The organism is Streptomyces sp. NPDC029836 (genome assembly GCF_055574495.1).
This window is the reverse complement of sequence record NZ_JBVHZI010000014.1, coordinates 1-15,014: the sequence shown is the minus strand read 5'-3', so window position 1 is coordinate 15,014 and position 15,014 is coordinate 1. Positions and strand designations below refer to the sequence as shown.

At 73.7% G+C, this 15,014-nt stretch carries 1 protein-coding gene; it reads left to right on the top strand.

Annotated elements, in window-relative coordinates:
- Positions 1 to 285 precede the first annotated feature (285 nt).
- A partial coding sequence (locus ACZ4XJ_RS30425) for an amino acid adenylation domain-containing protein (protein WP_468498041.1) occupies positions 286 to 15,014 on the top strand: 14,729 nt, incomplete at its 3' end.

Below are 15,014 nucleotides of genomic sequence, written 5' to 3'. Positions count from 1 at the left end.
GAATGCCCGGAAGGGCCCCGATCGAAAAGGGCTCGGGCATTCTCTGCCGGCAAAATTGGATGTGAATTCGAGCGACAGTCTACAAATCCGCCATATACCCCGGCTATCTACCGGATATCCAAATCCTCAAGACCCCTGGATAAGCCCGAACAACCGGTTGACCTGCATGTCAGCAGGTTGTTAGCGTCCAAGTTCCCATTAATCGAATGATGCTCCAGCTGCTTTTCCTGGATTGCACCGCACCACGCGATGGCCGGGTGCTCCGGCGGACGAATGTGAGGGACAGTGTCTGAGTTCGCTGCCGTTCGGCACGGTCTGACCAGCGCACAGCACGAGGTGTGGCTCGCCCAGCAGATGGATCCGCGGAGCACCCACTACAAGACCGGGTCGAGCCTGGAGATCAGCGGGCCCGTCGACCACGCCGTGCTCGGCGCCGCGCTGCGCCACACCCTGGCCGAGACCGCGACGCTGTGCTCCCGCTTCCTCGTCGACGAGGACGGCCCCCACCGGGTGCACTGCCCGCTCGCCCCGGCGGACCGCGCGGACGAGGACGCCCCGACGGCCGCCGACGGCAGCCCCCTCACCCCGGTGCGGCTGCCGCACATCGACCTCACCGGGCACGAGGACCCGCTGGGCGAGGCGCTCCGTCGGATGGAGGCCGACCGGGCGACGCCCGTGGCCCTGGACCGGCCCGGACTGAGCAGCCACGCCCTGTTCACGCTCGGCCCGGACCGGCACATGTACTACCTGGGCGTCCACCACATCGTCCTCGACGGCACCAGCATGTCCCTGTTCTACGAGCGGCTCGCCGCCGTCTACGCGGCCCTGTTGGGCGGCGCCGCCGTGCCGCCCGCCTCGTTCGGCGACATGGACCAGCTCGTCACCGTCGAGGAGAACTACCGCGCCTCCGCCCGGTACGAACGGGACCGCGCCCACTGGACCGGCCTGTTCGCCGACCGCCCCGACCCGGTCTCCCTCACCGGCCGCAGCAGCCGCCTCGCCCTCGCGGGCACCCGGGTCGGCCTGCGGCTGCCCCCGGAGCGGACCCGGATCCTCGACGAGGTCGCCGGGGCGTACGAGTCCTCCTGGGCGCGGGTCGTCATCGCCGGCGTCGCCGCGTTCCTGCACCGCATGACGGGCGCCGAGGACATCGTCGTGTCCGTGCCCGTGACCGGCCGCTACGGCGCCAACGCCCGCACCACGCCCGGCATGGTCTCCAACCAGCTGCCGCTGCGGCTCACGGTCCGCCCCGACACCGCGTTCACCGAGCTGATCGCCGAGGTCTCCACCGCACTGAGCGCCCTGATGGCGCACGGCCGCTTCCGCGGCGAGGACCTCAACCGCGCACTCGGCGTGTCCGGGGGCGCGGGCGTGCTCGGCCCCACCGTCAACGTCCTGCCCTACACCCGGCCCGTGGACTTCGCCGGTTCGCCCGGCGTGATGCGCAGCCTCGGATCGGGGCCGACCACCGACCTCAACTTCGTCCTGACGGGCACCCCGGAGTCGGGGATCCGCGTCGACTTCGAGGGCAACCCCCAGCTCTACGAGGCCGAGGAACTCCGCTCCCTCCAGGAGCGGTTCGTCGCGCTGCTCGCGGACCTGACGGCGGATCCGGCGGCGCCCGTCGGCCGGACCGTCCTGCTCGGCGACGAGGAACGCCGGCGGGTCCTGTCCGACTGGAACGCCACCGCGCACGAGGTCCCCGCGGCCACCCTGCCGGAGCTGCTGGCCGCGCAGGCCGCCCGCACCCCGTCGGCGCGGGCCCTCGTCTTCGAGGGGACCTCGTACGACTACGCCGAGCTGGACGCCCGCGCGGAGCGCCTCGCCCGCGCCCTGACGGCCCGGGGCGCCGGGCCGGAGAAGTTCGTCGCCGTGGCCCTGCCCCGGTCCGCCGAGCTGGTCGTCGCGCTGCTCGCCGTACTGAAGTCGGGGGCCGCGTACGTCCCCGTCGACCCCGGGTACCCGGCCGACCGCATCGCGCACATCCTCGGCGACGCGGGCGCCATGCTGGTGCTGACCTCACGGGGGACCGCGGACCGGCTGCCCGACGACGGCACCCCCCGGCTGCTGCTGGACGACCCCGCGCCGGCCGGCGCGACGGCCGGCGCCGACGGCACCGACGCGGACGCCGCCCCGGCGCTCCGCCCGGCCCTCGACCCCCGGCACCCCGCCTACGTCATCTACACCTCGGGCTCCACCGGCCGCCCCAAGGGCGTGGTGGTCTCCCACGAGTCCATCGTGAACCGGCTCGCCTGGATGCAGGACACCTACCGCCTCGACGCCTCCGACCGGGTCCTGCAGAAGACCCCGTCGGGCTTCGACGTGTCCGTGTGGGAGTTCTTCTGGCCGCTGACCGAGGGCGCGACCCTGGTCGTCGCCCGGCCCGACGGGCACATGGACCCCGCGTACCTGAGCGACGTCGTCGCCCGCGAGGGCATCACCACCCTGCACTTCGTGCCCTCGATGCTCGACGCGTTCCTCGGCGAGCCGGCCGCCGCCGCGTCCCTCGCCGGGGTCCGCCGCGTCTTCTGCAGCGGCGAGGCCCTCTCCCCCGAACTCGCCGCGCGTTTCATCGCCTCGACGGACACCCCGCTGCACAACCTGTACGGACCGACGGAAGCCGCCGTCGACGTCACCTACTGGCAGTGCGCCGCCGACGACGGCCGGGTGCCCATCGGCCTGCCCGTGTGGAACACCCGGATGTACGTCCTGGACGCCGCGCTGCGGCCGGCGCCGCCCGGCGTGCCCGGCGAGCTGTACATCGCCGGCGTACAGCTCGCGCGCGGCTACCTCGGCCGCCCCGCCCTGAGCGCCGAACGCTTCACCGCCGACCCGTACGGGCCCGCCGGCGCCCGCATGTACCGCACCGGCGACCTCGCCCGGTGGAACCACCGCGGGCACCTGGAGTACCTCGGCCGCGCCGACCACCAGGTCAAGCTCCGCGGCTTCCGCATCGAACTCGGCGAGATCGAATCCGTGCTGCTGGGCCTGCCGGGAATCGGCCGGGCCGCGGTGCTGCTGCGCGAGGACCAGCCCGGTGACCAACGCCTCGTCGCCTACCTCGTACCGGCCGCCGGCGGCCGGCCCGATCCCGGGGCGCTCGGCGGCCCGCTGCGCGAGCGGCTCCCCGACCACATGATCCCCTCGGCGTTCGTCGTCCTGGACTCCCTTCCCGTCACGCCCAACGGCAAGCTGGACCGCAAGGCCCTGCCCGCGCCCTCGTACTCGGCCCGCGCGCGCCGGCGTGCCCCCCGCACCCCGCGCGAGGAGATCCTCCGCACCCTGTTCGCGGAGGTCCTCGGCGTCGAGGCGCCCGGCATCGACGACGACTTCTTCGAACTCGGCGGGCACTCCCTGCTCGCCACCCGCCTGATCAGCCGCGTCCGCACGGCGCTCGGCACCGAGTTGTCCCTCCAGCAGGTCTTCGAGTCCCCGACCGTGGCCGCCCTCGCCGCGCTCACCGGCGCCGGCCGCACCCGTACGGCGGTCACCGCCCGGCAGCGGCCCGAGCGGCTGCCGCTGTCCTTCGCCCAGCAGCGCCTGTGGTTCCTGCACCAGTACGAGGGGCCCTCCCCGCTCTACAACATCCCGGCCGCGCTGCGCCTGACCGGGACCGTGGACGAGGCCGCCCTCGCCGCCGCGATCGGCGACGTCGTCGCCCGGCACGAGAGCCTGCGGACCGTCTTCGCCGAGGACGAGCACGGCCCCCACCAGGTCGTCCTGTCCCCGGAGCGGGCGGCGGCCCGCCTGGAGGTCACCGCCACCGACGCCGAACGGCTCGACGCCGACCTGGCCCGGGCCGCCCGCCGGCCCTTCGACCTGGCCCGCGAGACCCCGCTGCGCGCCACCCTCTTCACGGTGGGCCCGCGCGAACACGTGCTGCTGTTGGTGCTCCACCACATCGCCGGCGACGGCTGGTCGCTGGCCCCCCTCGCCCGGGACCTGGGCACCGCCTACGCCGCCCGCCCGGGCGGGGCGCCGGCCCCCGAACGGGCGCCGCTGCCCGTCCAGTACGCCGACCACACGCTGTGGCAGCGGGAGCTGCTCGGCGACGCCGACGACGCCGACAGCGAGGGCGGCCGGCAGCTCGCCCACTGGCGGTCGGCCCTGGCCGGGCTGCCCGAACGCCTCGAACTGCCCACCGACCGGCCCTACCCGGCCCGCCGCAGCAACGCGGGGGCCCGCCTGGACCTGTCCGTCCCCACCGACCTGCACCGGTCGCTGGCCGCCCTGGCCGGCGAGACGCGCACCAGCGTGTTCATGGTCCTCCAGGCCGCCCTCGCGTCCCTGCTGACGCGGCTCGGGGCGGGCGAGGACGTACCGATCGGCTCGACGATCGCGGGACGCACCGATGCCGGGGTGGAGGACCTCGTCGGCTTCTTCGTCAACACCCTCGTCCTGCGCACCGACACCTCCGGCAACCCCACGTTCCGCGAACTGCTCGGCCGGGTCCGCGAGACCGACCTCGCCGCCTTCGACCACCAGGACGTGCCCTTCGAGCGGCTCGTGGAGGCGATCAACCCGGACCGCGGGGCGCCCCACCACCCGCTGTTCCAGGTGATGCTGACCTTCGACACCACCCAGCAGGACGCCCTCGGCGCGCTGGGCCGACTGCCGGGGATACGGACCGAGCTGGTGCCGCTGCACACCGGACTGTCCAAGTTCGACCTGGCGTTCGCCTTCGACGAGAGCCGCGACCCCGACGGGACGCCGGCCGGGCTGCGCCTGGCCGTGGAGTACAGCACCGAGCTGTTCGACGCCGACACGGCCCGCGCCCTCTCCGACCGGCTGCTGCGGCTCCTCGCCGCCGTCGCCGCGGACCCCGGGGTGCGGCCGGCCGACGTCGACGTACTGGCTCCGGGCGAGGCGCACCGGCTGCTGGTCGACGCCAACCGACCGGACCCGACGGCCTTCCCGGCCGCCCCGGACGCCCTGAACGCCGGGGTCACGCTGCCCGAGCTCTTCGAGCGGCAGGCCGCCCGCTTCCCCGACCGCACCGCCCTCACCTTCGAGGACACCTCCCTCACCTACGCGCAGCTCAACGCCCGCGCCAACCGGCTCGCCCGGCTGCTGACCGCGCGCGGGATCGGCCCGGACTCCCTGGTCGCGCTCGCCCTGCCCCGCTCCGCCGAGCTGGTGACCGCCCTGCTCGCCGTGGTCAAGGCCGGCGCCGCCTACGTACCCCTGGACCCCGACTACCCGGCCGACCGCCTCGCGTACGTACTGTCCGACGCCGCTCCCGCCGTCCTGCTCACCGACCCGGACACCGCGGCCCGACTGCCCGCCCACGACGTGCCCCGCCTCGTCGTCGGCGGCCCGGACGCCGGCCCGGACGGGAGCACCGCCCTCGGGGACGGCGACCTCGGGGGCGGCGACCTCGGCCAGGCGGAACGGACCCGGCGGCTGGACCCGCGCGACACCGCGTACGTCATCTACACCTCGGGCTCCACCGGCCGCCCCAAGGGCGTGGCCGTCCCGCACCACAACGTCGTACGGCTCTTCTCCACGACCGACCACTGGTTCGACTTCGACGAACAGCAGGTGTGGACGCTCTTCCACTCCTACGCCTTCGACTTCTCCGTCTGGGAACTGTGGGGAGCGCTGCTGCACGGCGGCCGGCTCGTCGTCGTCCCGCACGCCGTCGCCCGCGACCCCGCCGCGTTCCTGCGGCTGCTGGAGCGCGAACGCGTCACCGTGCTGAGCCAGACCCCGTCGGCGTTCCACCAACTGGCCGCCGCCGACCGCGAGCACGCCCCGGACCTGGCGCTGCGCACGATCGTGTTCGGTGGCGAGGCCCTGGACCTGTCCCGGCTGCGCGACTGGTACGAACGGCACCCGGACGACGCCCCGGCGCTCGTCAACATGTACGGGATCACCGAGACCACCGTCCACGTGTCGCACTTCCCGGTGGACCGTGCCACCGCCGAGGCCGCGACCGCGAGCACCATCGGCGTCAACATCCCCGACCTGCGCGTCTACGTGCTCGACGGCCGGCTCCGGCCCGCCGCGGCCGGCGTCACCGGCGAGATGTACGTGGCGGGCGCGGGCCTGGCCCGCGGCTACCTCGGCCGGCCCGGCCTCACCTCGGACCGCTTCCCCGCCGACCCGTACGCCGCCCTGTTCGGCGAGCACGGCACCCGGATGTACCGCACCGGGGACCTGGCCAGGCGCCGCGCCGACGGCGGACTCGACTACCTGGGCCGCGCCGACCACCAGGTGAAGATCCGCGGCTTCCGCATCGAACTCGGCGAGATCGAAGCCGTGTTGGCCGCGCACCCCGCCGTCATCGACGTGGCCGTGCGGCTGCGCGAGGACGCCCCCGGTGACCTGCGGCTCGCCGCCTACGTGGTGACCGACGGCGCCGCCCCGCCCGCCGGGACCCTGCACGACCACGCCGCGGCCCAACTCCCCGAACACATGGTGCCGTCGGCGTTCGTCACCCTCGACGCGCTGCCGCTGACCCCCAACGGCAAGCTCGACGGCGCAGCGCTGCCCGCCCCCTCCTACACGGCGCACACCGCCGGACGGGCACCGCGCGGCCCCCGCGAGGAGATCCTCGTGTCCCTCTTCGCGGAGGTCCTCGCCGTCCCCCGGGTCACCATCGACGACAGCTTCTTCGACCTCGGCGGCCACTCCCTGCTCGCGACCCGGCTCGCCGGCAGGATCCGTGGCGCACTCGGCGTGGAACTCTCCGTGCGGCAGTTGTTCGAGACGCCGACGGTCGCCGGGGTCGCCGCGACCCTGGACGACGCGGAGCGGGCCCGCACCCCGCTGACCGCCGGTCCGCGCCCCGACCGGCTGCCGCTGTCCTCCTCGCAGCAGCGGCTGTGGTTCCTGCACCGGCTCGAAGGGCCCTCCGCCACCTACAACATCACCGGCGCGCTGCGGCTGACCGGCCCGCTCGACCCGGAGGCGCTGCGCGGCGCCTTCGGGGCCGTCATCGTCCGCCACGAGAGCCTGCGGACGGTCTTCACCGAGGACGCCCTCGGCGCCCGCCAGAGCATTCTGGCGCCCGACGCGGTCCGGTTCGAGCTGCCCGTCTCCGACACCACCGAGGAACGCCTCGACGCCGACCTGACGCGCGCCGGCCGGCACGGCTTCGACCTGACCCGTGACGTCCCCGTCCGCGCCGAACTGTTCCGACTCGCCCCGACCGGACACGTCCTGCTGCTGTCCGTCCACCACATCGCGGGCGACGGCTGGTCACTGGGTCCGCTGGTGCGCGACCTGGCGACCGCCTACACCGCCCTCGCCGCGGGCCGCGCCCCCGCGTGGACGCCACTGCCCGTCCAGTACGCCGACTACGCGCTGTGGCAGGGCGACCGGCTCGGCGACGCCGCCGACCCGGCCAGTGTCGCGGGCCGCCAACTCGCCCACTGGAAGCAGGCCCTGGCGGGCGCCCCCGACCTGCTGGAGCTGCCCACCGACCGGCCCCGCCCGGCCGTCGCCTCGCACCGGGGCGGCCGGGTCCCGGTGAACGTCCCCGCCGAGCTGCACGACCGGCTGGTGTCCCTGGCCCGCACGTCCCGGACCAGCGTGTTCATGGTCCTCCAAGCGGCCCTGGCCACCCTGCTGAACCGGCTGGGCGCGGGCGACGACATCCCGATCGGCACCCCCGTCGCGGGCCGCTCCGACGACGCCCTCGACGAGGCCGTCGGCTTCTTCGTCAACACCCTGGTCCTGCGCACCGACACCGCGGGCGACCCCACGTTCCGCGAACTGCTGGACCGCGTACGGGAAACCGACCTGACGGCCTACGCCCACCAGGACCTCCCCTTCGAGCGGCTCGTCGACGCGCTCAGCCCGACCCGCTCCCTCTCCCACAACCCCCTGTTCCAGGTGCTCCTCAGCCTGGACACCACCCGGCGCGGCGCGTTCGACGCGCTGTCCGCCGCCGGTTTCGCCGTGGAACCGATCACCGTCGACAGTGGCGTCGCCAAGGTCGACCTGGCCTTCGAACTCGTCGAGGTCCCCGCCGCCGACGGCTCCCCCGCCGGCCTGGCGGGCGCCGCCGAGTTCAGCGCCGACCTCTTCGACGAGGCCGGCGTCCGCTCCCTCGTCGCCCGCTTCCTGCGCCTGCTCGACACCCTGACCCACGACCCGGACCTGCGGATCAGCGAGCCGTCCGTACTCGACGCCGCCGAACTGCGCCGCGTACTCGTCGAATGGAACGACACCCCGCGCCCGACCGACCCCCGGACCTTCGCCGAATACGTCGAGGCCCATGCCGCCGCCGCACCGCAGCGGTTGGCGGTCCGGTCCGAGGACGGCGACCTGACGTACGGCGAACTCAACGCCCGCGCCAACCGGCTGGCCCGCCGGTTCATCGAACGGGGCGTACGAGCCGAACAGTTCGTCGCGCTGGCCCTGCCGCGCTCGGCCGACCTGGTCACCGCCACCCTCGCCGGCTTCAAGGCGGGCGCCGCCTACGTACCGGTCGACCCCGCCTACCCCGCGGAACGCATCGCCCACCTGGTCGAGGACGCCGCCCCGACCCTGATCGTCACCACCACCGCCGTCGCCGCCGGCCTGCCCGACACGGACGTCCCGCGGCTCCTCCTCGACGGCCCCGACACCGGACGGGAGATCGCCGCCCTGCCCGCGCACGACGTCACCGACGCGGAACGACGCGGCCCGCGCCGCGCCGCCCACCCGGCGTACATGATCTACACCTCCGGCACCACCGGCCGACCCAAGGGCGTCGTCGTCACCCACTCCGGACTCCCCGGACTCCTCGACATCTTCACCGGCGACTGCGCCACCGGCCCCGGCAGCAAGGTCCTCCAGCACCTCTCCCCCAGCTTCGACGCCGCCTTCTGGGAACTGTCCATGGGCCTCCTCACCGGGGCGACCCTGATCATCGCGCCGGCCGGCCTCACCCCCGGACCGGAGCTGGCCGCGCTGGCGAACCGCTTCGGCGCCACCCACCTCAGCCTGACCCCGGCCGTCCTCAAGCTGCTCCCCGCGGACGCGCTGCCCACCGTCACGACCCTCGTCGTCGGCGCCGAGACGAGCCCGCCGGAACTGGTCGAACGCTGGTCCGCCGGCGGTCGTACGCTGCTCAACTCGTACGGCCCGACCGAGACCACCGTCTGCTCCACCATGAGCCGCCCGCTGTCCGGGCCCGTCACCCCGCCCATCGGCGCGCCCATCGCCAACAGCTCCGTCTACGTCCTGGACGCCGCCCTGCGCCCGGTGGCCCCCGGCGTCCCCGGCGAGCTGTACGCGGCGGGCTCCCACCTGGCCCGCGGCTACCACGGCCGGCCCGCGCTCACCGCGGAACGCTTCGTGGTCGACCCGTACGGCGCCCCCGGCGCCCGCATGTACCGCACGGGCGACCTGGTGCGCTGGCTGCCCGGCGGCGAGCTGGAGTACCTGGGACGCGTCGACACCCAGGTCAAGATCCGCGGGCTGCGGATCGAGCCGGCCGAGATCGAGTCGGTCATCGTCGAACGCTCCGAACTCGCCCGGGCGGCCGTGATCGTCCGCGAGGACACCCCGGGCGACCGGCGGCTCGTCGCGTACGTCGTACCGGAGCCCGGACACGCCCCGGACGTGCGCGGACTGCGCGCCGACCTCCGCGGCATCCTGCCCGACCACATGATCCCGACGGCGTTCGTGTCCCTCGACGCGCTGCCCCTGACGATCAACGGGAAGCTGGACCGCACGGCGCTGCCCGCCCCCGACTACACCGGGCAGACCTCGGGCCGCGCCCCGCGCACCCCGCGCGAGCGCCAGCTGGTCGCACTGTTCTCCGAGGTCCTGGGCCAGGAGTCCGTCGGCGCCGACGACGGCTTCTTCGACCTCGGCGGCGACAGCATCCTCTCCATCCAGCTGGTCGGCCGGGCCCGCGCGGCCGGACTCGTCCTGTCGGTCCGCGACGTCTTCGAACACCAGACGCCGGCGCTGCTCACCGAGGCGGCGACGGCCGCACAGGACGCGGAAGGCGCCGAGGGCGCCGATCGGCTCGTGTCGGGGGCCGGGGTGTCCCCGTACGGGGAAGCGCCGATGACGCCGATGATGGGCTGGTTCGCCGAACTAGGCTCCGATCGGGCCGCGTTCAACCAGTCGGCCGTGCTGCACACGCCCGCCGGCCTGGACTTCGAGGCCCTGGGCCGTGCGCTGGGGACCGTACTCGACCATCACGACGCCCTGCGGTTGCGGGTCGCCGACGACTGGACCCTCACCGTGCCCGAGCCGGGTTCCGTGACCGCCGCCAACTGCCTGACCCGGTACGACGCCACCGGTCTCGACGACGGGACGGTCCGCGCGGCCGTGACCGCGCGGGCCCGCGAGGCCCGCTCCCGGCTCGACCCGACGGCCGGGCGGATGCTGCTGGCCGTCTGGATCGACCGCGGCCCGGACCGGGACGGACTCCTCGTCCTCGTCGCGAACCACCTCGTCATCGACGGGGTCACCTGGCGGACCGTGCTCCCCGACCTGGTCACCGCCTACGAGGGCGGCACCCTCGCCCCCGTCGGCACCCCGTGGCGGCACTGGGCCCGCTCGCTCGCGGACCTCGCGCTCGACGCCCGGACCGAGGCGCAGCTCGACCACTGGAGCACCGTCCTCGGCGGCACGCCCCCGGCCCTCCGGATCGACCGGACCCGCGACACCCACGCGGACGCGGGGCAGGTCACCGCCGAGCTCGACGCGGAGACGACCGAAGCCCTGCTGACCTGGGTGCCCGGCACCGTCAACGCCGGGATCAACGACGTGCTGCTGACCGCGTTCGCGGTCGCGGTCGCCGACTGGCGGGGCGGGCGGGGCGCGAAGGCGGGTGCCCCGGTGGTGGTGGACCTGGAGAGCCACGGCCGGCACGAGGACGCCGTACCCGGGGTGGAACTCAGCCGCACGGCGGGCTGGTTCACCTCGATGTACCCGGTGCTCCTGGACCCGGCCGCCGGGGGGAGCGGCAGCAGCGGCGTCGGCAGCGGCGCCATCGGCAGCGGGACGGGCTCCGGTCCGGCTCCGGCTCTGGTCCCGGCCCTGAAGGCCGTCAAGGAGCAGCTCCGTTCCGTACCCGGCAACGGGCTCGGCTACGGCCTGCTGCGCCACCTGAACCCCGCCGGCCGCGCCGTGCTCGCCGCCCTACCGGTGCCCGAGTTCGGCTTCAACTACCTGGGGCAGATCGGTCAGGGCGCCGGCGAGGCCGCCGCCTGGTCGGTCGCCGGGGCGGACGTGGCCGGCATCGACGGCGCCATGCCCCTGGCCCACCCGGTGGACCTCAACGCCTCGGCCCGCGAGACCCCGTCCGGTACCCGGCTGCTGGCGACGTGGACGTACGCGGCGGCCGTACTGGCGCCCGAGGACGTCCGGGAGCTGGCCGACACCTGGTTCGCGGCCCTGAGGCGCCTCGTCGAGGAGGCCCGCCGCCCGGACGCCGCCGGCCTCACCCCGTCGGACGTCACGCACCCGAGCATCACCCAGGCCGAGATCGAGCACCTGGAGGCCGCCGTCCCCGGCCTGCGGGACGTCCTGCCGCTCGCTCCCCTCCAGGAGGGCTTCCTCTTCCTCAACCTGTACGACGAGGACACCCGCGACGTGTACGTGGGGCAGATCTCCTTCGACCTGAGCGGCCCCTTCGACGCGCCCCGGCTGCGCACGGCCGCCGAGAACCTGCTGCGCCGCCACGACAACCTGCGCGCCGGCTTCCGTCAGGTCCCGTCGGGCGCCTGGGTGCAGGTCGTACCGGCCGAGGCCGAACTCGACTGGCAGGAACTGGACCTGACCGCTCTCCCCGCCGACGAACGGACCCGCGCCTCGGACCGCGCCGCCGCCGAGGTCCTCGCCCGCCGCTTCGACCTGACGAGCCCGCCGCTGCTGCGGTTCACGATCGTCCGGCTGGACGCGAACCGGGTCCGACTGGTCATGACGAACCACCACATCCTTGTCGACGGCTGGTCGATGCCGCTGATCTGGCAGGAACTGATCGCCCTGTACGCGGCGGGCGGGGGCGGCGCGTCGACCCTGCCGCGGGTGCGCCCGTACCGCGACTACCTGACCTGGCTGGACGGCCGGGACCGCGAAGCGGCCCGCGAGGCGTGGACGGAATCCCTGTCGGGCCTGGAGGAACCGGGGCTGATCGCCCCGGGGGCCGGGCCGGTGGAGTCCGCCCCCGAGAGCGTCACCTTCGGCCTGGACACCGCGGCCAGTACCGCGCTGGCCGGGTGGGCCCGTACGCATGGCGTCACCATGAACACCGTCGTCCAGGGCGCGTGGGCGCTGGCCCTGGCCCAGGCCACCGGCCGCGACGACGTCGTCTTCGGCGCGACCGTCTCGGGCCGCCCGCCGGAACTCACCGGCGTCGAGTCGATGGTCGGCCTGTTCATCAACACCCTCCCGGTCCGCGCCCGCCTGGACCACACCGAGCCCCTCACCGGGTTCTTCCGCCGACTCCAAGCCGAACAGGCCCGCCTGCTCGACCACCAGTGGGCAGGACTGGCCGACATCCAACGCTGGGCCGGCCACAGCGACCTCTTCGACACCGCCATGGTCTTCCAGAACTACCCCGTGAGCCCGGGCGCCACGGACCCCCGCCTCGACGGCGCCGGTCTGCGGATGGACGGCTTCACGGCCGCCGAGAGCACGGACTTCGCCATGAACCTGGTCGCCCACACCAGGGACGCCGCACTGCGGCTGCACCTCGACTACCGCGCGGACGTCTGCGACGGCCGCCTGGCCCGCTCCCTGTCGCAGCGGGTCCTGCGCGTCCTGGAAACCCTGACCACGCACGGCGACCAGCCGGTGGGCCGACTCGACACCCTCGACGCGGCCGACCGCGAACGGGTCCTGGTGGAGTGGAACGGCGACGACACCCCGCTCACCGACGTCCCCCTGCACGACCTCTTCGCAGCCCAGGCCGCACGGACACCGGACGCGATCGCGGTCACGGACGAGAACGGCAACAGCCTTACGTACGGGGAGCTCGACGGCCGCGCCAACCAGGTCGCCCGCCACCTGATCACCCGGAACGTGCGGCCCGAGCAGTTCGTGGCCCTCGTCCTGCCCAAGACGACCGACGCCATCGTCAGCATGCTCGGCGTGCTGAAAGCCGGCGCCGCGTACCTGCCCGTCGACCCCGACTACCCGACCGACCGGATCACCCACATCCTCACCGACGCCGCACCCGCGCTGACCCTCACGGAACCCGTCGCAGCCGAGGTACTTGCCACGTATGCGGACGACCCGCTCACGGATGAGGAGCGCCGGTCCCCGTGGTCCACCCGCCACGCGGCCTACATGATCTACACCTCGGGCTCCACCGGCCGCCCCAAGGGCGTGATCATCGAACACCACGCCCTGGCCACCTACCTCCACCGGGCCCGCACCGCCTACCCGGCCACCAGCGGCGCCACCCTGCTGCACTCACCCCTGGCCTTCGACCTCACCGTCACCGCCCTGTGGACCCCATTGACCAACGGCGGAACCGTCCACCTCACCAGCCTCGAAAACAGCACCCACCAACCGACACTGATCAAGGCCACACCCAGCCACCTCGCCATCCTCAACACCCTGCCGGCGACCGTGTCCCCCACCCACACCATGATCCTCGGCGGCGAAGCCCTTCACAGCGATCAACTCACCACCTGGCAGAACACCCACCCGGACACCCGGGTCATCAACGCCTACGGGCCCACCGAGAACACCGTCAACGCCACCGAATACCGCATCCCGGCCGGCGGTCTGCCCGTCGGTCCGGTCCCGATCGGCCGGCCGTTCACCAACACCCGCGCCTACGTCCTCGACAGCGCCCTCCGACCCGCAGCCCCCGGCACCGACGGCGAGCTCTACCTCGCCGGCCACCAACTCGCCCGCGGCTACCACCACCGCAGCGCGTTGACCGCCGAACGGTTCACCGCCAACCCCTACGGCCCACCCGGCAGCCGCATGTACCGCACCGGCGACATCGCCCGCTGGACCCACGACGGCCAACTCCTCTTCATCGGCCGCGCCGACCACCAGATCAAACTCCGCGGCCACCGCATCGAGCTGGGGGAGATCGAATCCGCGATCGCGTCCCAGCCCGGCGTCCTCCAGACGGCCGTCCTCCTCCGCGAGGACCAGCCCGGCGACCAACGACTCGTCGCCTACCTCGTGCCCGACCCCAGCCTCTGGAACGAGAGCGACGCCCAAGCGGGACTGGCCGAGTGCCTGCCGGAGTACATGCTTCCCTCGGCCTTCGTCACCCTCGAAGCCCTGCCGCTGACCCCCAACGGCAAGCTCGACCGCAAGGCCCTCCCCGCACCCACCTACACCGGCTCAACCGCAGGCCGCGCACCCCGCAGCCCCCGCGAAGAGATCCTCGTGTCCCTCTACGCCGAAGTGCTGGCCGTCCCCCACCTCACCATCGACGACAGCTTCTTCGACCTCGGCGGCCACTCCTTGCTGGCGACCCGTCTGGTCAGCCGCATCCGCACCACCCTCGGCGCCGAACTCTCCATCCGGCAGCTCTTCGAGACCCCCACCATCGCCGCCCTCGCCGCCACCCTCGACCAGGCAACCCAAGCCCGCACCCCGCTCACCGCCCAACCCCGCCCCGACCACATCCCGCTGTCCTACGCCCAACAGCGCCTCTGGTTCCTCCACCAATTCGAAGGCCCCAGCTCCACCTACAACACGGCTGCCGCTCTCCGTCTCACCGGTCGCCTCGACGTCGGCTCCCTGCGCCTCGCCATCGGTGACGTCGTCGCCCGCCACGAGAGCTTGCGCACCACCTTCGCCGAGGACGAGGAGCACGGTCCGCACCAGATCGTCCGGCCTGCCGATGCGGCCGAGACGCCGTTCACGGTCGTCCAGGTGAATGAGGACGAGCTGGGCGAAAAACTGACGGAGGCCGTGGGTCACTGCTTCGACCTCGGCAATGAACTCCCGCTGCGGACAGTTCTGTTCCAGGTCTCGGACGAGGAACACGTCCTGCTGCTCCTCATCCACCACATCGCCAGCGACGCCTGGTCCCGCACCCCCCTCGCCCACGACCTCACCACCGCCTACACCACCCGCACCCAGGGATC